This window comes from Enterococcus villorum (assembly GCF_007990225.1).
Lineage (GTDB): Bacteria > Bacillota > Bacilli > Lactobacillales > Enterococcaceae > Enterococcus_B > Enterococcus_B villorum.
Map to the genome: position 1 here is coordinate 103,872 of NZ_BJWF01000002.1, position 24,055 is coordinate 127,926.

Sequence of the window (24,055 nt, forward strand, 5' to 3'; positions counted from 1 at the left end):
ATGAAAAGCCAAACACCTTTTGTTTATTGGTCGTTAATACCCAAAGGAAACAGTTCTTAACCCCTTTTTGATAGACGGTGTTCGAAGAGCTACCCCTCAGCACTAAGTCCAAATCTTACAAAACATGAAAAGCTGTTTCGAAAGATTTTGCCTTACTGATCGGGGCAAACCGCTCTTCTCACAACCTTTTTTAGGAGAGATTTTATGAAAGTACATCATGCAGAAATCGTTATTAGTGCGGTTGCACCTAAGCAATATCCTGAATCTAATTTGCCTGAGATTGCCTTAGCTGGGCGTTCGAATGTAGGGAAGTCCTCATTTATTAACACATTAATTGATCGCAAAAATTTGGCTCGTATTTCGGGTAAACCTGGTAAAACTCAAACATTAAATTTTTATTTGATTGAAAATGCTTTACATTTTGTCGATGTTCCAGGTTATGGATACGCCAAAGTATCGAAAACGGAACGAGCAAAATGGGGGAAAATGATTGAAACCTATATTACTACCAGAGAACAATTACGTGCCGTAGTCTCATTAGTTGATCTGAGACATGAACCCTCCCAAGAAGATATCCAAATGTATGAATTTTTGAAATACTATGATATTCCTGTTATCGTGGTGGCGACCAAAGCAGATAAAATTCCGAGAGGTAAATGGAACAAACATGAAAGTGTCATAAAAAAAGCTTTAAACTTTGACAATAATGATCAATTTATTTTGTTTTCTTCCGTAACTAAACAAGGAAAAGAAGAAGCTTGGCAGGCGATTGAAACAGCGATTGCCGAATAAAAAAACTTGTAGTCATACACGTTTTCCAATGAAGGAAAACGTTGTATGACTACAAGTTTTTTATTTTTTCGTTTGTTCTTTTTTTTGCTCTTTTTTTGGATTTAAGAAACGATCAATTTCTTCTTTAGAAGCTACTGTTTTTTCTGGATCAACGGCAAAGGATTCAAATAATTTATCAAGATTATCTGTACGTTCAAATTTAAGTCCCATAGTGTTCACCTCTTTAGGTTATTTATTTCTTATTTTAACACGGAATAGAAAAAAAATCGGTGAAGTCGTTAAATTTTAGTTTTTTTTATATTCAGTTATAATTTAATTATAAAATAATTTGAAAGTGGTGAGAGAAGAATGGGAGAGGACAAATTGTTTATAACAATGCAACTCACGAATTTAAGTAAAATTCAAAGAGAACGTGAAATAAGGGATTGGTTGTTCTTTATTCGAATGATATTTAAACCATCATTCTTCCAATCTTCTCATCAAGAGATGAAGATGTTTGATTTGAAAAAAGATACATTTTTATCATTGCAAGAAAATCAATTTCCATTTGGTTGGTTAATTATTGGTGATGATCAGAATAAATGTAGTTTTCATTTTGATGGTCAACAACTAATTATAAAAAATATTTTGAAGAAGGAAAATTTTTGGCAGAATGAGACCATAATTAGAGATTACATTCAAATGAAAATGGTTCATCATGGGGTATTTGCTTATTTGAGATCTTACAATGAATACATTTATCACAATACAAAACAAATCAATGAACGGTTAACGTTTGAAACAAAAGAGCAAATTGAACATTTACCAAAGATGAAAGAAAAATCAGGAGAGATAGTGGTAGATTGTAATCAATTTCCTGGCTATGATTTGTCTCATGAAGGATTGTGCTTTACCTCTTGTTGGGAAATGTATTACAGTCCATATTATTACCGAATGATTCCTAAGCAAGTTTTTTTAGATGTTCAACAAGTTGAATATGTAAAAGAATATGAGAATGGAATCATTGGTATTCAAATCTATCGAAACCCCTTTAAATGGCGAGAAGAAGTCAATCTTCAATTTCAATCCTATTATCGAGATCAGCTAGGTTTTGATCATCTTGCCTGGGATAATGGTATAGGAATTTTAAAAGCACCGTTTATTGAATATGCATATACAGATCAAAGCATTCAATCGGTTCAATACCAAAATAAGCAAATGCAACCGACACAAAAGAAAAATGCTACTTTTTTTGTTACTCGTAGTTATAATTTTGTCAAAGATGAGTATCGAGAAAAAAGGGTAAGTGGCAAATTGAATACACAAGCTTATTTTCCTTGGGTAGATGAACAGAGAGCGCAAATGATGTTTTACAAAGTGATTGATCCGAGAGTATCTTTAGATAATGGTATTAAAGCCTATTGTTACTATATAAGAGAATATTTAGAGGTAGCAGTTGAAGACGAAAAATACCAAGAATATCTAGTCACTTTACGTCTTTACGTACCAACCGAAAATTTAACGCAATTACCAATAAATGAAATTAGAGATCAATTACCAGATATCAAATTTAAACGATTTAGAAAAAGACGCGGGCGGATTAGTTTTGACGTAAAAAAAGGGGATAATCACCTGAGAGTAGAAATTTATGATTATCCGAAATTGAATAAATTTGCAACATTACAAAAAGTATGAGGTGATAAAATGGATAAACACTTATATTATCGTGTCATGATGCCAACTGCGATCGTCGCTTTTCTGATGTTCTTTATTCCTAATCTACCATTACGTTCTATCTTTGGATTTTTAATTATCTTTATTGGTTTAGGAAGATATGGTTATTTACTTTATAAGAAATAAACAAAAAATGAGCTGACGTCTTTGCTTTTTCATAGCAAAGACTTTTTTTGACTGTTTTAGAATGTAATTGACTGAAAATGAATGATTTTTGTTGCTAAATTAAAAATAATATGCTAACATTCGGTGTGAGGTGATCGTGGAAATGCTTACAGAAGAACGCAGAGAAAAAATATTGCATTTATTAGACCAACAAAAAATTGTGAAATCCCAAGATTTAGTCACCCAATTAAATGCTTCTGAATCAACGATTAGAAGAGATTTACAGGAATTAGAAAATGAAGGCCTATTAGAAAGAATTCATGGCGGGGCTAAAAAAGGACAATTATTAGGCTTTGAACCAAATATGTCTGAAAAAACGATCAAAAACGTTCAAGAAAAACAAACTATCGCTCAACTAGCTGCGATGCTAATCAACGAAGATGAAGTTATTTACTTAGATGCTGGTTCCACAACATTGGAGATGATTCCCTTTTTACAAGATAAAAAGGTCACTATCGTCACTAATTCAGTGAAACATGCTGCAAAATTGGTTGATTTACAACTTCCTACCATTATTTTAGGTGGTCAAGTAAAAATATCTACAAATGCTGTTCTGGGCTCAAATACGATAGATCAATTAAAAAATTTCCATTTTAATAAGGCGTTTATGGGAATGAACGGGGCGGATTTAAATCATGGATTTACCACACCTGATCCTGAAGAAGCAGCTATAAAAAGATTGGCAATGGCAAACGCAGAAGAAAGTTTTGTGTTAATTGATCATTCAAAGTTTAATCAGTTGAGCTTTACCTCTGTTGCTCCTTTATCAGCAGCTACGATCGTAACCGAACGTTGTCCAATGGAATTTGTCGCAGACTATCGTGAGCGGACAACAATTAAGGAGGCAATACAATGATTTATACTATCACGTTAAACCCATCGATTGACTTTATCGTACGAGTTGATGGGTTAAAAATCGGTCATTTGAACCGAATGAAGGAAGATTTTAAATTACCAGGTGGAAAAGGCATTAACGTTTCTCGGATTTTAAAAAGAATTGATTCAAATTCAACTGCACTTGGTTTTTTAGGAGGATTTACAGGGAACTTTATTTCCGATTGGCTAAAAAATGAAGCGATCTCTACCTCTTTTACAACGGTACAATCAGACACTAGAATAAATATCAAATTAAAATCAGATACTGAAACTGAAATTAATGGATTAGGCCCACTGATTTCAGAAGAAGAAATCGATGAATTAAAACGTGCGCTAAGTGTTGTTGAAAAAGGCGACATCGTTGTTTTATCTGGTAGTGCACCAGCTAGTTTAAGAAAAGGATTTTACCAAGAGTTAATTGACATTATTCGTGAAAAAGACGCAGATTTTGTTATTGATACCACAGGTGAGGATCTTAAGAATGCCCTTGAGAAAAATCCATTATTGATTAAACCGAATAATCATGAACTGGCAGAATTATACCAAACACAATTTCATGATGTAGAAGACATTCTTCCTTATGGGGAAAAATTGTTAGCTGAAGGAGCACAAAATGTCTTGATTTCAATGGCGGGAGATGGTGCGCTACTGTTTACTAAAGAAGGGGCTTATCAATCCAATGTGTTAGTTCGTCCGTTGAAAAATTCCGTTGGTGCTGGGGATTCGATGATTGCTGGATTTATTGGCTCTTACAGTAAAAAACAGGACCCAATTGAAGCCTTTAAATGGGGCGTAGCTTGTGGAAGTGCCACAGCATTTTCTGATGATTTAGCTTCCAGAGCATTGATTGATGAATTATTACCAGAAGTTGAAATTACAAAAATAGATTAATTTTCAGGAGGGTTACCATGAATATTAAAGACTTAATGATCAAAGAGGCCATGATCATGGATCTACAAGCCACTGATAAAAAAGGGGCAATTGATGAAATGGTCCAAAAAATGTTTGATGCAGGCAGAATTTCTGAAATCGAAACCTATAAAAAAGGAATTTTAGCACGAGAAGCACAAACTTCTACTGGTTTAGGTGATGGAATTGCGATGCCGCATGCGAAAAATGAAGCGGTGAAAGAAGCAACTGTTTTATTTGCTAAAAGTAAAAAAGGCGTTGATTATGAAGCCTTAGATGGGCAACCAACTTATTTATTCTTTATGATTGCCGCTCCAGAAGGCGCAAATGATACGCATTTACAAGCCTTAGCTGCTTTGTCTCGATTATTGATTGACCCCAATTTCGTTGGAAAATTAAAAGAAGCAAACTCACCGGAAGCTGTACAAGAATTATTTCAAACGGCTGAAGACCAAAAAGCAGCTGAGGAAAAAGCAGAGCAAGAAATGCAAGCTGAAAAATCAACGACAAATCCAACAAGCAAATTTGTGATTGCGGTAACTGCATGCCCTACAGGAATAGCCCATACCTATATGGCAGAAGATGCTTTGAAGAAAAAAGCGAAAGAAATGGGTGTTGAAATTAAAGTTGAAACAAACGGTTCAGAAGGAATCAAAAATCGTCTGACAGCAGAAGATATTGCCCGAGCAGACGGTGTGATTGTAGCAGCGGATAAAAAAGTTGCTATGGATCGATTTGATGGAAAAGAATTAGTTAATCGTCCTGTCAGTGATGGCATACGTAAACCAGAAGAGCTAATTAACCTTGCGTTAAGTGGAACTGCGCCAGTTTATCATGGTGGAGGAAAAGAAAGTGCCTCTGATGAAGGAAATGCAGATGGAACAATTGGTCAAAGAATCTACAAAGATTTGATGAATGGTGTTTCACATATGTTACCGTTTGTTATCGGTGGCGGGATTGCCATTGCTCTTTCCTTTATGGTCGATCAATTTATGGGAGTTCCCCAAGATCAACTAGCTAATTTAGGAAACTATAATCAATTAGCTAGCTGGTTTAATCAAATTGGTCAAGCGGCTTTTGGTTTTATGTTACCGGTTCTTGCAGGTTTCATTGCATCTAGTATTGGCGATCGTCCTGGATTGATCGTAGGGTTTGCAGCTGGTGCTTTAGCTAATGCCGGGGGAGCAGGATTTTTAGGAGCACTAATTGGCGGTTTCTTAGCAGGTTATGTCATCGTATTTTTACGTAAACTATTTAAAAACTTACCAAAATCATTGGATGGGATTAAAACGATTTTATTTTATCCGGTGTTTGGGTTATTAATTACAGGATTTTTAATGCTCTTAGTCAATGTTCCGATGAAAGCAATCAATGATGCGCTGAATAGCTTCTTAACAAGTATGAGTGGCTCGAATGCGGCCTTACTTGGTGCTTTACTTGCAGGAATGATGGCTGCTGATTTAGGTGGACCAATTAATAAAGCTGCTTATGTTTTTGGTACGGCTACTTTAGCGACAACCGTAGCAACCGGAGGAAGTGTTGTGATGGCATCTGTTATGGCCGGTGGAATGGTACCTCCTTTAGCAATCTTTGTAGCTACTCGCTTATTTAAAAATAAATTTAGTAAAACGGATCAAGATGCAGGTTTAACAAATATTATCATGGGATTATCTTTTGTAACGGAAGGTTCTATCCCATTTGCCGCAGCTGACCCAATTCGTGCAATTCCAAGTTTTATTATTGGCTCAGCATTAACAGGTGGATTAGTTGGCGCATTTGGTATTAAATTACTAGCTCCTCATGGTGGGATTTTTGTGGTCTTCTTATTAAGTCATCCAATCATGTATTTAGTATTTATTGCGATCGGTGCAGTCGTTTCAGGTGTGATCTATGGATTATTAAGAAAAGCACCAGAAGTGACCACAGCATAATCTTTATTAATAGTTATAAGGTAACCTTCTTATGAAAGTTTAGGAATGAACTTCATAAGGAGGTTATTTTGTTGAACAAATTATCATAGCGACAATTATTTTTTATTTGGGATATCATAGACAGATAATTTTTTTGAAAAACGTCTACTTTGAGGAAATTAAAAAATTGATGAAATCAGGAGTTAGATAAGAGTAAATTGGATGAATGGTTTATCTAGATGAAGACTTTGTTGGATCAAATAAATAAAAATATGGAAAATGTAGAAACCGTTTTTTTCGTTTTTTAGTGAAATAGTCGATTATAAAATCAATCTGTTTAATTTTAATGGCTTTTACTACTCAGTTAGATGAATAGTAAAAGCCATTCCTTATTCTTTAAAATGCTTGCTTGGTTGTCATGATCGAGGAACGTTCACGGATCGTTTTTCTAACGTCAGAAAGATGTTGCTCATCGGTTAAAATAACTAGAATATCTCCAATATTCATAATCGTATCACCATGTGTCAAAATCTCTTTATTCCCACGGATGATGGAAACCAAAAGCATGTGTTTTGGCCAGTTAAAATCTCTGACCATTCGGCCGTCTAAAGAACTATCGGCTGTTATTGGAAACTCAAAAGTCGTTTTACCAATTAATATTGGCTGTTTTTGTTGTTGAATCAATCGTTCTAATAAGGATTCATAGATTGGATTGCCACCTAATAAATCGTTCACGATATAAGCAAACAGCGAAGCAACTCCTAATGGCATTAAATGATTCAATGATCCTACCATTTCAGTCACTAAAATAATGGCTGTTAGAGGCGCTTTTCCTATAGCTGTGAAATAACCAGCCATGGCAATTACAATAAAATCTTTTACGTATATTGGATTCATTCCAGTTAGGTGCACGAGCAACGTACCATAGAAACAACCAATTAAAGCACCTAATGTCAAGATCGGCAAAAATATTCCTCCAGGTAACGAAGCACCATACGAAACCATGGAAAAGAAAAAACGTAAAATGAAAAGACCAAAAATAATGGACAAAGGATAGAAAACATGACCTGAAGTAATAATAATTTGATTTCCACCACCTAATGTTCCTGGCCAAAAATAACCAATCGGTAGAATCATTAAAAATGGGAGTATACCATGAAAGTGAGCAGGAATTGGTAATTTTTCATAAAATTTTGGTAAACTCAGCAGAACCTGTTGATAGATAAATCCTAACACGCCTAGAATAATGCCTAAAAGAATTAAAAATCCATAATATTTTAACGGCAAAGAAGGGATTTTCCCTAATGACAGAACAGGTTTTAATCCAAAAAAATAAAGCGAAACAAAATTAGCGGTAATGGCAGACGTAAAGGAAGTCAACCAAACTAAAGGTGAAAAAGAATGATGAATCTCCTCTAAAACAAATAATAATCCAGCAATTGGCGCATTAAAGGCAGCTGCCAAACCCGCACTAGCCCCACTGGAAATAAGAATTTTCTTTTCTGCGGAAGTGCTATTCAACAAATGACTCGTTCCTTCTCCAACCACTGCTCCTAATTGAATAGAAGGGCCTTCACGACCCAAAAAGAGGCCAGATCCAACAGACAGCACCCCGCCAACAAATTTTTTCCATAAAACAGAAAACCATGAGACAGTCAATTCTCCTTGTAATTGACCTTCAACTTGGGGAATACCGCTTCCTTTAATATCTGGGTCACTTTTTATCAGTAAGCCAACGAAGATCGCAATGATCACCGAAATTGCTAAAATAAGCCACAAAATCATTGGTTGTTTTTGGCTCGTTAGATAAAATTTTTGTGTGAAATCACCAAATTTTTCAATTGCCAAGCGGAAAATACTGACAACAATCCCTGTTAGTAAACCAACTAGCACTCCCTTTAAAATGTAATACAATTGTGTTTTATCTACATGTTTAAACACTTTTTCATTCATATCAAATCCCTCGCTTCAATTTAATTTAGCGTGAATTGATCATTTTTACAAGAGGAAATGAAAAGAAAAAAATTTTCATTTCAAATTCAATTCATTTCAAATGAATTTTCATTTCTTTCTTCTTATTCATCCATGCACACAAGTTATAGGTGAATATTTTCTTTAATGAAAGCTGGGGAAATGCTATAATTAACAGGATTGATAAAAGAAAGGATGTTGTAAATGTCATCCAGGTTGGAATTATTGAACGGAATGAATCCTCGCCAAAAAGAAGCGGTTCTTCATACGGAAGGACCACTATTATTGATGGCCGGTGCAGGAAGTGGGAAAACGAGAGTCTTGACCCATCGAATTGCTTATTTAATTGAAGAAAAAGATGTGAATCCATGGAACATCCTAGCGATTACTTTTACCAATAAAGCAGCAAAAGAAATGAAAGAACGGGTCAACGCAATTTTGGAATATGGGGGAGAAGACGTTTGGGTCTCCACGTTCCACTCAATGTGTGTACGCATATTAAGAAGAGATGTCGATTTTATTGGCTATAATCGTAATTTTACAATTATTGATTCTTCTGAACAATTGTCGCTCATGAAACGTATTTTAAAAGAATTAAACATTGATCCTAAAAAATATGATCCCAGAAGCCTACTTGGTACGATTTCACAGGCAAAAAACAATTTACAAAACCCAGAAGAATTTGCCAAATTGCAAGGAAGTTACTATGAAGAAATCGCAGCAAAATGTTATGCAGCCTATCAAAAAGAATTACAGTATAACCAATGTATGGATTTTGATGATTTGATTATGAACACAATTCGTTTATTTGAAGAACATCCAGATTCTTTGACCTATTATCAAAATAAATTCCATTATATTCATGTAGATGAGTATCAAGATACCAACCACGCACAATATACGTTGGTCAATTTATTAGCGGAACGCTTTAAAAATTTATGCGTCGTGGGTGATGCGGACCAAAGTATTTATGGTTGGCGTGGAGCTGACATGCAAAACATTTTGGATTTTGAGAAAGACTATCCAGATGCTACAGTCATTTTATTAGAACAAAATTATCGTTCAACGAAAAATATTTTAAGTGCTGCAAACCAAGTGATTGAAAACAATAACAATCGTAAACCAAAGAATCTTTGGACAGAAAATCGTGAAGGAAATAAAATCACTTACTATCGCGCTGACAATGAACGCGATGAAACGCGTTTTATCGTCGATCGCATGCAAGAAGAAATACGAGAACATCATCGTAATTATGGAGATTTTGCTATTTTGTATCGCACGAATGCGCAGTCTCGTGTGATGGAAGAAACTTTATTAAAAGCCAATATCCCTTACAAAATGGTGGGTGGTCATAAGTTCTATGATCGAAAAGAAATCAAGGATATTTTGGCGTATTTAAATGTGATTGCTAATCCACAAGACTCAATCAGTTTTGAACGCATCGTCAATTCACCAAAACGCGGAATCGGACCTGGGTCAATTGAGAAACTAAGAAACTTTGCCAATATTCATCAATGGCCATTACTTGAAGCAGCACAAAACGTTGATTTAACAAATATTGGTGGAAAAGCTGGACAACAACTGGGGTCTTTTGGAGAAATGATCAATGAAGTCACTCAGATGGTTCCTTACATGACCGTGACAGAATTAACAAAAGAAGTGTTAGAACGCAGTGGTTATTTGGAAGACTTAAAAATTCAGAATACATTAGAGTCACAAGCAAGATTAGAAAACTTGGAAGAGTTTTTGACGGTTACCCAAGAATTTGATAAACAATTTGAAAAACAGATGGAAGAAAATATTGAGGAACCAGAAGAAAAATTAATCGTCTTTTTAAATGACTTAGCGCTAGTTTCTGATATTGACAATTTAGAAGAAGAAACAACACAAGTGACTTTGATGACTTTACATGCAGCTAAAGGCCTTGAATTTCCGGTGGTCTTCTTGATTGGTTTAGAAGAAGGCGTTTTTCCTCTGTCCAGAGCTTTGATGGAAGAACAAGAGTTAGAAGAAGAAAGAAGACTCGCTTATGTAGGAATTACTAGAGCAGAAGAGTCCTTATATTTGACCAACGCATTTTCTCGTACACTCTATGGACGCACTCAATACAATCGTCCTTCTCGTTTTGTAGAAGAAATCGATCAAGACTTATTAGAAATCCAAGGAATGCGTCCAACACCAAAACAAACGAGCCCATTTACAGCTAGAACGGCCAATCAAACCTATAAACAACCTGCAACAACTAGAGTCTCGACGAAAGCTGCAACAGGTGGTGAAAGTAACAATTGGAAAGCTGGCGATAAAGTCAATCATAAAAAATGGGGAACTGGTACTGTTGTTCGAGTAAATGGTGATGCCAAAGACTTGGAATTAGATGTTGCTTTTCCTAGTCAGGGAGTCAAGCGATTATTAGCTGCATTTGCGCCGATTGAAAAAGTGTAAAATTAGTGGGGGGATAAACGATGGAACATGAAATGACAATTGACGAGGCTGCTAAAAGAGCACAAGAATTACGAACTCGGTTAAATCGTTGGTCCAAAGAATATTACGTAAAAGATAAACCAACTGTTGAAGATTATGTTTACGATAAAGAATATGCAGAATTAGTGGCAATTGAAGAACAATATCCTGATTTAATCACTTCTGATTCACCTACACAACGAGTAGGTGGAAAAGTCCTTACTGGTTTTGAAAAAGTGACCCATGATATTCCGCTATATAGTTTAAATGACGTGTTTGATAAAGAAGAACTATTTGCATTTGACCAACGTGTTCAAAAAGTGATTGGTCGACCAGTTGATTATTGTTGTGAATTAAAAATCGATGGCTTATCTGTTTCTTTGCGCTATGAAAACGGCGAATTTGTTCGGGGCGCAACAAGAGGAGACGGCACAGTAGGAGAAAATATTACTGAGAATTTAAAAACAGTCCGATCAGTGCCATTGAAGCTAAAAGACAATATTAGTATCGAAGTTCGTGGTGAATGTTTTATGCCCAAAAAATCATTTGTTCAGTTGAATCAAGTAAGAGAAGCACAAGGTCAAGACATTTTTGCAAATCCGAGAAATGCTGCAGCAGGATCATTAAGACAACTTGATTCCAAGATAACTGCGAAAAGAAATTTAGATACATTTCTTTACACTGTGGCTGATTTTGGGCCGATGAAAGCACAGACGCAATATGAAGCATTAGAAGAATTAGATAAAATTGGTTTTCACACGAATCATGAAAAACGTTTGTGCCATTCGATCGAAGAAGTTTGGGCATTTATTGAAGAATACCACGACAAACGAATAGATCTGCCTTATGAGATTGATGGTATCGTGATTAAAGTAAATGAATTTACGTTACAAGACCAATTAGGTTTTACAGTAAAAGCACCTCGTTGGGCAACAGCATACAAATTTCCACCTGAAGAAGTAGAAACAACAATCCAAGAAATTGAATGGACTGTTGGTCGTACTGGGGTAGTAACACCTACAGCGATCATGACTCCAGTAAGAGTTGCTGGTACAACCGTTAGTCGTGCCAGTCTTCATAATGGTGATTACATCAAAATGAAAGATATTCGCTTACATGATTTCGTTCGAATCTATAAAGCAGGGGATATTATTCCAGAAGTGGCACAGGTAGTGATGGAGAAACGTCCTCAAGACAGTGAGCCATATGTGTTACCAACTCATTGTCCTATTTGTCATAGTGAACTAGTCCATCTAGATGAGGAAGTGGCATTGCGCTGTATCAATCCTAAATGTCCGGCACAAATCAAAGAAGGCTTAAATCATTTTGTTTCTCGTAATGCCATGAATATTGATGGCTTAGGACCTAAAGTCTTAGCTCAAATGTATGATAAACATTTAGTTGCAGACGTCGCTGACCTTTATAAACTAACAGAAGAAGAGTTGTTAACATTAGATAAAATCAAAGAAAAATCAGCCAATAATATTTTGTCGGCTATTCATGATAGCAAAGAAAATTCAGTCGAACGTTTAATTTTTGGATTAGGAATACGTCACGTGGGAGCAAAAGCAGCCAAAATATTAGCTGAACATTTTGGTGATTTAGAAACATTAAGTAAAAGCGATTTTGAATCAATCGTTGCTTTAGATACTATTGGCGATACGATTGCTGACAGTGTGGTGACTTATTTTAGTAACGAAGAAGTACATGATCTAATGACTGAATTAAAACAAGCAGGCGTGAATTTTGACTACAAAGGTATCCGAACAGCACAAATCGAAACAATTGAGTCTCCTTTCAAAGAGAAAACTGTTGTCTTGACAGGTAAATTAACCCAATTTACTCGTGAAGAAGCTAGAGAAACAATCGAAAATCTTGGAGGGAAAGTAACAGGAAGTGTATCGAAAAAAACGGATATCGTCGTGGCAGGAGAAGACGCCGGCAGTAAATTAACAAAAGCGCAAGAGTTAGGAATTGAAATATGGACGGAAGAAAAAATGGCAAAAGCATTAGCCGAAAGTCATTCTGTCTAACCAATCGTTGACTTTTTTCAGACAAATTTCAATAAACAATTTCAGTTAGGAAACTCTTGTGTTAAAATAGAGAGCAAAGTTTTTAACTCGTTTAAGAAAGAAGGGGTAGTATGGCGATCAGTGAAGAACAAGTAAAACACGTTGCCAAATTAGCAAAGCTTGCGTTTGCAGATGAAGACCTAGCAAGCTTTACTGATCAATTAGGAAAAATTATTGATATGGTGGAAATGCTAGAAGAAGTAGATACTGAAGGTGTTCCATTTACATCAAATGTGGTTGAAACAGTGAATGTCATGCGACAAGATCGAGCAAGTGCAGGTTGGAATCGCGATGAATTATTGAGAAATGTACCAGAAACAGAAGATGGCTTTATTAAAGTGCCAGCTATTATGGATAATGGGGAGGCTGGCGCATAATGACAAAATTATATGATCTTTCTCTAGAAGAACTACATGCGATGTTGGTATCCAAAGAGATTACTGTACAAGATTTAACAAGAGCCACTTTTGATCGTATCAGAGAAACGGAACCAGAAATTGAAGCATTCATTACATTGAATGAAGAAAAGGCATTAGCACAGGCAAAAGCTTTGGATGAAAAAGGTATTGACGAAAGCAATGTATTAGCTGGGATTCCGATTGGGATCAAAGACAATATTGTGACTAAAGACTTATTGACAACAGCTGCATCAAAAATTTTATATAATTTCGATCCAATTTATGATGCAACTGTAATGGATAAAGTGTATCAAGCGGACATGATTCCGGTTGGTAAATTAAACATGGATGAATTTGCGATGGGCGGAAGTACAGAAACCTCGTACTTTAAGAAAACTAAGAATGCCTGGGATCATTCAAAAGTACCTGGTGGTTCTTCTGGTGGGTCTGCAGCAGCAGTTGCTGCCGGACAAATTCCAGTTTCTTTAGGTAGTGATACTGGAGGAAGTATCCGTCAACCAGCGTCATTTAATGGTATCGTAGGGATGAAACCTACGTACGGACGGGTATCACGTTTTGGTTTAATTGCATTTGCCTCATCTCTTGACCAAATTGGACCAATGACTCGTACAGTAAAAGATAATGCATTAGCATTGACAGCGATCAGCGGGTATGATGAAAAAGACGGAACTTCATCTGGTGTTTCTGTGCCTAATTTTGCAGAAGGTTTAACTGGCGAAATTAAGGGAATGAAAATTGCTTTGCCAAAAGAATACTTAGGAGAAGGAGTAGCTCCTGGTGTGAAAGAAACAATCTTAAAAGCAGCTGATACATTCCGTTCATTAGGCGCAACCGTAGAAGAAGTTAGTTTACCGCATTCAAAATATGGCGTGGCAGTGTACTATATCATTGCCTCATCAGAAGCAAGCTCAAACTTACAACGATTTGATGGTATCCGTTACGGCTACCGTTCTGAGAACGTGAAAAACTTAGAAGATGTCTACGTAAATTCACGTACGGAAGGATTTGGTGAAGAAGTCAAACGCCGGATTATGCTGGGAACTTTCTCTTTGAGTGCCGGCTATTATGATGCTTATTTCAAAAAAGCGGGACAAGTAAGAACTTTGATCAAACGAGATTTTGAAAAAGTTTTTGCAGATTATGACTTGATCATTGGTCCATCTTCTCCAACAGTTGCTTTTGGGATCGGTGAAAATATCAACGATCCAATCACCATGTATATGAGCGATATCTTAACGATTCCTGTTAACCTAGCTGGATTACCAGGCATGTCCGTTCCTGCTGGTTTATCAGAAAATATGCCAGTTGGTCTACAAATTATCGGGAATTACTTTGACGAAAAAACAATGTATCAAGCAGCTTATGCTTTTGAACAAGCAACAGAATTTAATAAACAAAAACCAGAAATTTTAGGAGGGAAATAAGAATGAATTTTGAAACAGTCATTGGGCTTGAAGTCCATGTGGAGCTAAAGACAAACTCAAAAATTTTCTCTCCAGCGCCTGCTCATTTTGGTGCTGAACCAAACAGCAACACAAATGTCATCGACTGGGGTTATCCTGGTGTTTTACCAGTAATGAATAAAGCAGCTTTAGAATTTGGGATGCGAGCAGCACTTGCTTTGAACTGCGAAATTTCTAAAGATACTCATTTTGACCGTAAAAATTACTTTTATCCAGACAATCCAAAAGCTTACCAAATTTCACAATTTGATCAACCCATTGGACATGATGGCTGGATTGAAATCGAAGTGGAAGGGCAGAAAAAGAAAATTCGTATTGAACGCGTTCATTTAGAAGAAGATGCTGGTAAAAACATGCACGGAATTGGTGGCTATTCTTATGTGGATTTAAACCGTCAAGGAACACCACTAATTGAGATCGTTTCTGAAGCGGATATGCGTTCTCCAGAAGAAGCTTATGCTTACTTAGAAGCATTACGTTCAATCATTCAATTTACTGAAGTTAGTGATGTGAAGATGGAAGAAGGTTCAATGCGTTGTGATGCAAATATTTCTTTACGTCCTTATGGTCAAGAAGAATTTGGAACCAAAGCAGAATTAAAAAATCTAAATTCACTTTCATTTGTAAAAAAAGGTCTAGCTTTTGAAGAAAAACGCCAAGCAAAAGTATTGCTTTCAGGCGGAGAAATTCAACAAGAAACACGACGTTTTGATGAAACGACAAATAAAACAACCTTGATGCGTGTCAAAGAAGGTTCTAGTGATTATCGTTATTTCCCAGAACCTGATATTCCAAAATTTGTGATCGATGATGAGTGGATTCAAAGAGTAAAAGCAAGCTTACCTGAAATGCCTGCTTCACGACGTCAACGTTATATCCAAGAATTAGGTTTGCCAGAGTACGATGCTATGGTGTTGACATTAACAAAAGAGATGTCTGATTTCTTCGAAGAAACATTAACCAATGGTGCTGATGCTAAACAAGCATCAAATTGGTTAATGGGAGAAGTTTCTGCTTATTTAAACAGTGAAAAATTAGAGTTAGCTCAAACGAACTTAACACCTGAAAACCTAGCAGGTATGATTCGATTGATCGCTGATGGAACTATTAGTTCTAAAATTGCGAAAAAAGTGTTCCGTGAATTAATTACTAACGGTGGGCATGCCCAAGAAGTCGTAGAAAAAAATGGTTGGGTACAGCTTTCTGATCCAAGCAAACTTTTACCAATAATCAATGAAATTTTAGACAACAACCAACAATCTGTTGATGATTTTAAAAATGGTAAAGACCGTGCTGTTGGTTTCTTAGTAGGACAAATCATGAAGGCAACCAAAGGACAGGCAAATCCAGGAATTGTCAACAAATTGCTTCAAGATGAATTAGCGAAACGCTAGGAGTAAATCATGAAAAAAGCTCGTGTTATTTATAATCCAACTTCTGGTAAAGAATTATTGAAAAAGAATCTAGCAGATATCCTCCAAGCTTTGGAGGATTCTGGCTATGAAGCAAGTGCATATGCTACTACACCAGAAAAAAATTCTGCCAGAAATGAAGCAAAACGCGTAGCAAAATTGGGCTTTGATTTAGTAGTGGCTGCTGGTGGTGATGGTACAATCAATGAGGTTGTCAACGGCATTGCTCCTCTTGAACAACGTCCAAAGATGGCGATTATTCCAGCTGGTACGACGAATGACTATGCACGTGCATTAAAAATTCCTCGAGACAATATTAAAGCCGCTGCTGAAGTCATTAAAAAAAATCAGACAGTAAAAATGGATATCGGTCAGACCGATAATAGTTATTTTATTAATATTGCCGCTGGCGGTTATTTAACTGAGCTAACCTATGAAGTCCCTTCTGAGTTAAAAAGTATTTTTGGTTATTTAGCTTATTTAGCTAAAGGAGCAGAAATGTTACCGAGGGTCAAGCCCATAAAAATGCGCTTGAAGTATGATGAAGGAGAATATATTGGCAATGCCTCCATGTTTTTCCTAGGTCTGACTAATTCAGTCGGTGGTTTTGAAAAAATTGCGCCTGATGCGAAATTAGATGATGGAAAATTTTCATTGATCATTGTTAAAACAGCAAATATTTTTGAAATTTTGCATATTGCAGCATTGATGTTAAATGGTGGACGACACGTTGATGATTCTCGTGTCATCTATACCAAAACAAGTCATTTATTTGTAGAAACAGAAGATGATATCAATCGTCCTGTCATGATCAATTTAGATGGCGAATATGGTGGTAATGCACCAATGAATTTCCAAAACTTGCATCAACATATCGAATTTTTTGCCAATACGGATCAAATACCTGATGAAGCGATAACTGCTTCAGAAGAAGAAGAACTAGAAGAAGTAAGCAAAGAATTTGTGAAGGAAGTTGAACGTTTGACCGATGAAGACATCGATGGTGATGGCAAAATTGCAGATAAAGAAAAATGAGGAAAGGGTGGGACAAATGATCGTTCCACCCTTTCGTATGATAAAAAGTAAAAGTTCTGATTAACTAGGAGTCAGGTAATCTTGTGTTACTTATGAACAAAAGATGCAAAGAAAAAATCTGTGACAGTCGAAAAAGAAGAAAAAGTATTTTAGTTTATTAAGATTAAAGGTAGTGGATATTTCGGAGCTACCACTTTGGTAGTAATTAAAACTCAGAAAACCAGAAAAAAGAGTCTTTTTTTCTTTCGTTACCCTTCTCACTCAGAGCTAGATGCTTCTGTCACGATCTATTCACGGTGTTTAAAGTATTGCTTCTACGGAAATAAGTCCAAAAAATTAAAAATATGAAAAGCTATTTTAGAAAATCATCTCTTACTTTCTGGGAGCTGAATGCTTCTGATACAGCTTTGAAAAAGGTATTCAAAGAGCCGAACTTCAGAAATAGTGAAGAAAATTGTAAAATGTAAGAAGCTTTTTTTCAATTTTTTACTATTACTTAGGTCAAAAAGCTCTTTTCGCAACCTCAAATAAAGGAGATATTTATGAAAGAGAAACAGTTTGTTAAAAAAAATGAACGATATACATTGGATATTATTGATTTAAGTTATGAAGGAATGGGGGTGGCTAAAGTTGATGGTTATCCGTTATTTATCGAAAATGCCTTACCAGGTGAACGAGTGGAGGTTCTTGTTTTAAAGGCTGGAAATAAGTTTGGTTACGCAAAGGTTGAAAAATGGCTAACTGAGTCACCTGATCGCCAGCCTTTGAAAGATAATCGTTTGCTTCGGACAGGTATTGCTCCGCTTGCTCATTTAATCTATGAGAAACAACTTGAATTTAAACAAAAACAAGTGGAGAATGTCATGAACAAAATTGCTAAAATGCCGGATGTGGAAATTTTACCTACGATTGGTATGGAAAATCCAGTTGGCTATCGTAATAAAGCACAGATTCCAGTCAGACGAATTGATGGGCGCTTAGCGACAGGCTTTTACAAAAAAAATAGTCATGATCTTGTTGAAATTGAAGATTATTATATTCAAGATCCAGCAATTGACGAAGCGATTCAATGTGTCAGAGAAATTTTACAACGTTTCCAAGTACGTGGTTACAATGAAGCCAAAAATGAAGGGCAAATTCGTCATATTATCATTCGAAGAGGGCATTATTCTCATGAAATGATGGTTGTTTTAGTGACACGTAAAGAAAAGTTCTTTAAAGGAAAAGAAATTGCTGCTGTTATCCATGAAGAAATACCAGAAGTCGTTTCTGTGATACAAAATATTAATGAAGAGAAAACGAATGTGATTTTAGGTGATAAGGAAAAAGTGTTATTTGGCAGAAGTTACATTGAGGATCAATTATTAGGCAATACTTATCGTATTTCTTCTAAATCATTTTATCAAGTGAACGCCGAACAAACTGAAAAACTATATCAAACGGCTATTGAATTTGCTGATTTAAAGAAAGAAGATGTGGTGATTGATGCCTATTCTGGAATTGGGACAATTGGTTTATCTTTAGCGGCTCAAGTGAAACAAGTATATGGCATGGAATTGATTCCAGAAGCAATTGAAGATGCACAATTTAACGCATTAACCAATAAAATTGAGAATGCGCATTATGAAGTCGGCAAAGCAGAAATAGTGATGAAAAAGTGGCAAGAAAAAGGAATCAAACCATCAGTCATCGTTGTTGATCCACCACGAAAAGGATTGGACAGTCATTTTATTGAATCAACAGTTGGTATGTCTCCAGAAAAAATAATTTATATTTCTTGCAACCCAGCAACTTTTGCAAGAGATGCGAAGTTATTTGCTGATTCAGGATATGAAGTAAGGAAAGTACAGCCGGTTGATCTATTTCCACAAATTCATCATGTAGAACTTGTTGCGTTGATTACACCTAAAGCATGATTATTAGTGGTTGATTGAGACAAGTACTAAAATGAATAGATGCTATTTTGTGAAAAAAAGGGGAGATATTATGGATTCAAAAGAAAAAATGCTTGAACTAATTAAAAAGAAACAAGGGGGAGGCCGTTCAAAAAAAATGGCCGAACCAAAAAATGATCGTCGTCATATGCGTAAAGGACCAAAAATTTATAATAAGTAAATGACAATAGTCAAAAAAGCAACTGATGTTTGCTTGAAAAGAACCAACAACAAAATCTATGATTTTGTATTGGTTCTTTTTTATGATCGAAGAAAAAATTAATCGCTGATTGGATAAACTAGTGTCAAAACGATTTGTTGGAAGACTAACCATTCATTTTTATCCATACAGTAAAGTATTCCTGTCTAAATCATGGTCTTCAAGGGAGTACATCTTTCCTAGAATACCTACGTCTACTTCACGATAACTTCTCTCATTTTCTTTGGCACTTTCTGCAAATTCTTCAACTGCTTCAGCATTTGCGAATGAATCCAGAAAAATTATGATCAGAATTCTTGAAACTTCTTATAGATATGAAAGCGTTTTTATGGTACGCTATATGAAACAAATTCAGAGAGCGTTTTCCATTTATATAATAGTTTTTATAAGTTGTTGCGATTTTTTTTTGTCTAACTTTTTATTTTTTGTAGGATAAGTGAAAAGTATAAAATGAAAAGGAGATTGATAGGATATGAAACTAGACCAAATAGTAACTATGGCGCTTCAAACAGCGAACATTTTAAATGGAACACTTCACTCAGAGAATCAAAACCAAGGAAAGGAATTAGGAGAAATATCAGATTTAGAAAACAGTTTTGAAATTAGCTTTTTATCAGATGAAACGCATCTACGCGAAAAAAGACATACAAAACATAGAAATGAGATGGATTCTCAACAATCCTCAAAAATGGCAGATAGTTATCACAGGCATCCATATTCTGCTCATAGTCCTAAAGAAAAGCTACCTATACCTTATAAGAAAGATTTTAAACAGAGTCAAATTGAACAACAAAAAATAAAAGAACTTATCAAAAATAAAAGGACAGAATTTTACGAATTAAAAAAAGAAAGTCACAGTAAAAGTTTTACTCTTCGGCACACTCAAAAATTCTACAAAGAATTTCATGACCTGAAAGATAGGTTATTAATTAATCAAACTATGATGATAGACCAACAGAGGACTATTAATATATTTTTAGAATATGGTAAAATCGTTGATAAAGAGAATGCTTTAAAATATGTTAAAAAGTATGATTTTAAAATAAATAAATCAAAAATAGATGAAGAAACTATTAATAACCTTATATCCGATTGTGAAGAAATGATAAAAGAATTACAAAAGTCTATAAAATCAAAGGCAAAGGAAACCCGTTTGGGGAATACTTCTACAACAACTACAACAGCGAAACCTATTATTTCTCGAGAAGGTGGACAGATTCTAATAAGCGCTTTAGATCTTTCAAAACAGTACACCGACTTAACTCATGAAATAAATAAATTAAGTGAAAAAGCTAAGAAGTTAGTAATACAATTATTCGAGAATAAGCAGTCTCCTCAAGCTAAACCTCTTCATAATATTAATAACATAAAAACAGATATTGAGAATATAAATAAAAATCTAATTCCAAAATTAGAGAAGGAAAGAAATTTAGTTAAAGATAAAATAACTGATGAGAAAAAAAATATAGAGTCGCTTGTAAAAGAAGGAAAAATTAACTCTGATAAAGCAGCAGAGTTTATTAAGATGTATGATGATCTCATTAGTAATTCTGATGGGCCAATTTATAGCTTTTCTTTAGAAGAGTCTACAAAACCAAAGGGAATCCATGTGGAGAGCACTCCTAAAACAACGATACCTCCTCTTTCTGAACTAGAGGGATATACGGTATTAAGATTTTCAGATCTTTCAGAAAAGTACAACGATTTAACTCAAAAAATCAATGATTTGTGTTCACAAATTAATAATTTAGATTCACGGTTGCACACTTATAAGAATCTTACTCCATATGATATTCAGGAGATAAAAGTAGCCATTAATACTATGGAGAATGAGAAACTTCCCAAACTAAAGTTTGATAGAAAGGAGATTGAATCTGAAATAATTCATGAGAGAAAATGTCTAGAGGAGCATGTAAAAAACAGAAAATTGAGCCCCTCATTTGCAAAAGAATATATTAATGAGTATGATAAACTCATTCATCAATTTGAAAAGCCAAGTAAAGAGTTTGATATTGATAGCAGAAGAATGAATCAACTTTTTCCAAATTTTACTCCTACAACAGCTGTAAATAATACATTTACAACCGAAAGCCCTACTATTTTTACATCAGAAACATATATTCAAAGAAGAAATAAAATGCTTGAATCAGATTTAAGCAGGGTGATGAAAGAAATAAAGTATTTACGTGATACAGTTGATTGGGCAACTAGTAGTAACTTAAAATTTAACTTACTCGAGAGGAAGCAGAACCCTGGTGGATATACACCTATTTATAGCGATGAATACTTAAATGAAAAACTTGATGATGTAAGGAATAACCAACTTCCAAAAGTAGAGTATGAAAGAGATTTGGTTCAATCTCAAATAATAAATGAAAAAGATTATATAAGTTCGCTTATAAAAGAAGGAAAAATAAACTTTTCGGTAGCAGCGGAGTGTATGAATAAGTATGAGAAACTCCTTAATCAACTTGAAAAGCCCATTCATGACTTTAACATTGATAACGCAAGAGAGAGAATAGACAGTTTAGTGAAACAAAGCCTTTCAAAATACACTTCGGCGATAGCTGAAAATAACAAAACTACAATAGAGAGACCTCCTATTTCTACACCAGAAACGTATATTCAAATAAGAAATAAAATGATTGAAAAAAATTTCTATGAGGTAAAAAAACGAACAACGGAGATTTATAGGCATCTTACTGACATAGAGTTCGCTTTGTATGCGGAGAAGCAAAATCCTAAAATTGATAATAGGATTGAAGATTTAATAGCACGACGTGATGAGATAAAGAATAACCAACTTCCGAAATTAGACTATGAAAGGGGGCTTATTCAAGATCAAATAATAAATGAGAAACATTATATAAATTCGCTTATAAAAGCAGGAAAAATGAGCGCTGTGGAAGCAAAAGAGTTTATTAGTAAGTATAATGAACTCATTACGATTAATAAATTTGAACCGCCAATTCCTGACATTAACCTCGATAACGCAAAAGAGAGAATAGACAGTTTAGTGAAACAAAGCTATTTAACAAAATACGCGCCTACAACAGAAAGACCTACACCAACTATAGACGTATCTACAACAGCGAGACCTACTATTTCTCCGCAAGAATTAGATATTCAAAAAAGAATTATGGAACGTGTATCACGTTACGAAGCGATGAGGATAAGCGTGTCGGGAATACGTGGACAAGCTAAATATGCAAAGGATATGATACTCGCGAAGAAGAAGAATCCTGATGATGATAGGATTCCTGGTATTGAAGAATCAAGAGAACAGCTTGAATTTTTGAACGCGCGCCTACTATCTTTAGAGAATGAAAGAACGGGTATTCAATCTGTCCTAATGAATGAGAAAAATTCTATAGAACCGCTTGTAAAAAAAGGAAAAATGAGTGCTGTGAAAGCAACAGAGTATATTAATCTGTACAATGAACTCATTGATAGACTTAAAGAGCCAATTCCTGATATTAACATGATTAATCATACAATTACGACAGAGAGAATTGCGACAACTACACCAGCGAGCCCTACTATTTTTACATCAGAATCGGAGGCTCGAAAAAGAATTAAAGAAGTTGAATCAAGTTTCAACGATGTGATAGGAGCAATAACGTCATTACGTAGTCAAGTTCATGACATTGAGGAGTTGTTACTTGAAAAGAAGAAGAATCCTGAATACAACCTTTTAAGTATTGAAAAATTAAGAGAAGAACGTGAAAATATAAGAGCAGGCTTATTACCCATAGAGAAACAAAGAACGTTTATTCAATCTGCCCTAATGGATGAGAAAAAGTCTATTGAGGCGCTTGTAAAATCAGGGAAAATGAGCGCTGTGGAAGCAAGAGAGTATATTAATAAGTACAATGAACTTATTGATAAATCTAAACAGCCTCTTTACGGCGTTAACATGGATAACAATACATCCACCACGAAGAGAGCTATGACAACTACAACGGAGATTCCTACTACTCCTACTATTTCTACTCCAGAAACATATATTCAAAGGAGAAATAAGATACTTGAATTAAAGTTAGACATGGTCATCCAAGAAATAACTTATTTAAATAATAAAACTAATGATATAGACGATATGTTGTTTTTTAAGGAGCAGGTTCCTGAATTAAGCCTTCCTAATAGTATCGAAGTCTTAAGAGCACAACGTGATGAGATAAGATATGACTTACTTCCAAGTTTAGAGTATAGAAGAGATTTTGTTCAATCTCAAATAATGAATGAGAAAAATGCTATCGAATCACTTTTGAAAACAGGAAAAATGAGCGCAGTAGAAGCAGAAAAGTATAGGAGTGAGTACAATAAACTCATGGATAAGTTTGAATTGCCAAGATATTATATTGACATTGAAAGTGATAATAAAAGAAAGAAAAGAGACCTATCATTGGAACAAAGCTTTTCAGAAAAACTAGCAAATACAGCTACAGATAATAAAGAAAAACAAAGACTTTCAAAAAAGCTAGAAAGTATCGCTACAAATAATAAACAAAATGTATTAAGGAACCGTTCAGCGAGAAAACGAAAGTCAGTTATAGCAAGGTAGAAGTGTGCCAATTTCTCAGTGGCAGTGTCAAGCGTTGCAGGGAAGTTTTTTCATCTGGAGAAATAAAAAGAATTAGATTGAAAACATGCAAACAACATAAAAGGTGTGTCTAGTTAAATACAAAGAACAGTGAAAAAAGA

General features: G+C 35.1%; 17 protein-coding genes. 15 read left to right on the forward strand and 2 right to left on the reverse strand.

All coding sequences use genetic code 11. The features are described 5' to 3' along the window. The first annotated feature begins 204 nt into the window (after positions 1-204). A complete protein-coding gene (yihA, locus tag EVI01_RS01670; RefSeq protein ID WP_010752033.1) occupies positions 205-792 on the forward strand; it encodes a ribosome biogenesis GTP-binding protein YihA/YsxC in 588 nt (195 codons plus the stop codon). 60 nt (positions 793-852) lie between these two features. On the opposite strand, the gene EVI01_RS13585 is transcribed toward yihA, so the two are convergent. Next, positions 853-1,002, reverse strand: a complete 150-nt coding sequence (locus tag EVI01_RS13585) for an SPJ_0845 family protein (protein WP_010752032.1) — start codon at positions 1,000-1,002, stop codon at positions 853-855. 138 nt (positions 1,003-1,140) lie between these two features. Here EVI01_RS13585 and EVI01_RS01675 point away from each other — a divergent pair, with 138 nt between their 5' ends. The 5 genes from EVI01_RS01675 to EVI01_RS01690 all read left to right on the forward strand — a co-directional run bounded on the left by EVI01_RS01675 (position 1,141) and on the right by EVI01_RS01690 (position 6,386). Further along, positions 1,141-2,466 (forward strand): hypothetical protein, encoded by a 1,326-nt coding sequence (locus EVI01_RS01675; protein WP_010752031.1) that lies wholly within the window; start codon positions 1,141-1,143, stop codon positions 2,464-2,466. Positions 2,467-2,475: 9 nt separating this feature from the next. Next, a complete protein-coding gene (locus tag EVI01_RS13590) occupies positions 2,476-2,631 on the forward strand; it encodes a hypothetical protein (RefSeq protein WP_010752030.1) in 156 nt (51 codons plus the stop codon). A gap of 142 nt (positions 2,632-2,773) precedes the next feature. Further along, entirely contained in the window at positions 2,774-3,526 is a 753-nt protein-coding gene (locus EVI01_RS01680) for a DeoR/GlpR family DNA-binding transcription regulator (protein ID WP_010752029.1), read from the forward strand. Further along, a complete protein-coding gene (gene pfkB / locus EVI01_RS01685) occupies positions 3,523-4,437 on the forward strand; it encodes a 1-phosphofructokinase (RefSeq protein ID WP_010752028.1) in 915 nt (304 codons plus the stop codon). Before EVI01_RS01680 ends, pfkB begins: the two co-directional genes overlap by 4 nt. 17 nt (positions 4,438-4,454) lie before the next feature. Then, a complete protein-coding gene (locus EVI01_RS01690; protein WP_010752027.1) occupies positions 4,455-6,386 on the forward strand; it encodes a PTS fructose transporter subunit IIABC in 1,932 nt (643 codons plus the stop codon). Between the two features lie 375 nt (positions 6,387-6,761). Here the strand turns inward: EVI01_RS01690 and EVI01_RS01695 are convergent, their stop codons facing one another. Then, positions 6,762-8,318: a ClC family H(+)/Cl(-) exchange transporter gene (locus EVI01_RS01695; protein WP_010752026.1), complete on the reverse strand. Its 1,557-nt coding sequence runs from the start codon at positions 8,316-8,318 to the stop codon at positions 6,762-6,764. A gap of 222 nt (positions 8,319-8,540) precedes the next feature. Between EVI01_RS01695 and pcrA the strand changes: the two genes are divergently transcribed. The 9 genes from pcrA to EVI01_RS01735 all read left to right on the forward strand — a co-directional run bounded on the left by pcrA (position 8,541) and on the right by EVI01_RS01735 (position 23,915). Next, complete coding sequence (pcrA, locus tag EVI01_RS01700; RefSeq protein WP_010752025.1) at positions 8,541-10,778, forward strand: DNA helicase PcrA; 2,238 nt, start codon at positions 8,541-8,543, stop codon at positions 10,776-10,778. 20 nt (positions 10,779-10,798) lie between these two features. Continuing rightward, positions 10,799-12,829 carry an NAD-dependent DNA ligase LigA gene (gene ligA, locus EVI01_RS01705; protein WP_010752024.1) on the forward strand — a complete coding sequence of 677 codons (2,031 nt, stop codon included), beginning with the start codon at positions 10,799-10,801 and terminating at the stop codon, positions 12,827-12,829. A gap of 110 nt (positions 12,830-12,939) precedes the next feature. Next, the gene (gene gatC / locus EVI01_RS01710; RefSeq protein ID WP_010752023.1) at positions 12,940-13,245 is read left to right on the forward strand and encodes an Asp-tRNA(Asn)/Glu-tRNA(Gln) amidotransferase subunit GatC; all 306 of its coding nucleotides are present in this window, start codon (positions 12,940-12,942) and stop codon (positions 13,243-13,245) included. Next, positions 13,245-14,711 (forward strand): Asp-tRNA(Asn)/Glu-tRNA(Gln) amidotransferase subunit GatA, encoded by a 1,467-nt coding sequence (gene gatA / locus EVI01_RS01715; protein ID WP_010752022.1) that lies wholly within the window; start codon positions 13,245-13,247, stop codon positions 14,709-14,711. The genes gatC and gatA overlap by 1 nt, the downstream gene beginning before the upstream one ends. A 2-nt stretch (positions 14,712-14,713) precedes the next feature. After that, positions 14,714-16,144, forward strand: coding sequence for an Asp-tRNA(Asn)/Glu-tRNA(Gln) amidotransferase subunit GatB (gatB, locus tag EVI01_RS01720; protein ID WP_010752021.1), 1,431 nt, complete (start codon positions 14,714-14,716; stop codon positions 16,142-16,144). 9 nt (positions 16,145-16,153) lie between these two features. Next, the gene (locus EVI01_RS01725; protein WP_010752020.1) at positions 16,154-17,197 is read left to right on the forward strand and encodes a diacylglycerol kinase; all 1,044 of its coding nucleotides are present in this window, start codon (positions 16,154-16,156) and stop codon (positions 17,195-17,197) included. Positions 17,198-17,739: 542 nt separating this feature from the next. Continuing rightward, entirely contained in the window at positions 17,740-19,113 is a 1,374-nt protein-coding gene (gene rlmD / locus EVI01_RS01730) for a 23S rRNA (uracil(1939)-C(5))-methyltransferase RlmD (RefSeq protein ID WP_010752019.1), read from the forward strand. A 70-nt stretch (positions 19,114-19,183) separates the two neighbouring features. Next, on the forward strand, positions 19,184-19,312 hold the full coding sequence (locus tag EVI01_RS13975) for a hypothetical protein (RefSeq protein WP_010752018.1): 129 nt from the start codon (positions 19,184-19,186) through the stop codon (positions 19,310-19,312). A 511-nt stretch (positions 19,313-19,823) separates the two neighbouring features. Beyond that, on the forward strand, positions 19,824-23,915 hold the full coding sequence (locus tag EVI01_RS01735; protein ID WP_010752017.1) for a hypothetical protein: 4,092 nt from the start codon (positions 19,824-19,826) through the stop codon (positions 23,913-23,915). Positions 23,916-24,055 lie beyond the last annotated feature (140 nt).

Bases quoted from the DNA above. Each gene is read 5' to 3' on its own strand.
- yihA (WP_010752033.1), top strand. From the start codon at position 205: ATGAAAGTACATCATGCAGAAATCGTTATTAGTGCGGTTGCACCTAAG.
- EVI01_RS13585 (WP_010752032.1), bottom strand. From the start codon at position 1,002: ATGGGACTTAAATTTGAACGTACAGATAATCTTGATAAATTATTTGAA.
- EVI01_RS01675 (WP_010752031.1), top strand. From the start codon at position 1,141: ATGGGAGAGGACAAATTGTTTATAACAATGCAACTCACGAATTTAAGT.
- EVI01_RS13590 (WP_010752030.1), top strand. From the start codon at position 2,476: ATGGATAAACACTTATATTATCGTGTCATGATGCCAACTGCGATCGTC.
- EVI01_RS01680 (WP_010752029.1), top strand. From the start codon at position 2,774: ATGCTTACAGAAGAACGCAGAGAAAAAATATTGCATTTATTAGACCAA.
- pfkB (WP_010752028.1), top strand. From the start codon at position 3,523: ATGATTTATACTATCACGTTAAACCCATCGATTGACTTTATCGTACGA.
- EVI01_RS01690 (WP_010752027.1), top strand. From the start codon at position 4,455: ATGAATATTAAAGACTTAATGATCAAAGAGGCCATGATCATGGATCTA.
- EVI01_RS01695 (WP_010752026.1), bottom strand. From the start codon at position 8,318: ATGAATGAAAAAGTGTTTAAACATGTAGATAAAACACAATTGTATTAC.
- pcrA (WP_010752025.1), top strand. From the start codon at position 8,541: ATGTCATCCAGGTTGGAATTATTGAACGGAATGAATCCTCGCCAAAAA.
- ligA (WP_010752024.1), top strand. From the start codon at position 10,799: ATGGAACATGAAATGACAATTGACGAGGCTGCTAAAAGAGCACAAGAA.
- gatC (WP_010752023.1), top strand. From the start codon at position 12,940: ATGGCGATCAGTGAAGAACAAGTAAAACACGTTGCCAAATTAGCAAAG.
- gatA (WP_010752022.1), top strand. From the start codon at position 13,245: ATGACAAAATTATATGATCTTTCTCTAGAAGAACTACATGCGATGTTG.
- gatB (WP_010752021.1), top strand. From the start codon at position 14,714: ATGAATTTTGAAACAGTCATTGGGCTTGAAGTCCATGTGGAGCTAAAG.
- EVI01_RS01725 (WP_010752020.1), top strand. From the start codon at position 16,154: ATGAAAAAAGCTCGTGTTATTTATAATCCAACTTCTGGTAAAGAATTA.
- rlmD (WP_010752019.1), top strand. From the start codon at position 17,740: ATGAAAGAGAAACAGTTTGTTAAAAAAAATGAACGATATACATTGGAT.
- EVI01_RS13975 (WP_010752018.1), top strand. From the start codon at position 19,184: ATGGATTCAAAAGAAAAAATGCTTGAACTAATTAAAAAGAAACAAGGG.
- EVI01_RS01735 (WP_010752017.1), top strand. From the start codon at position 19,824: ATGAAACTAGACCAAATAGTAACTATGGCGCTTCAAACAGCGAACATT.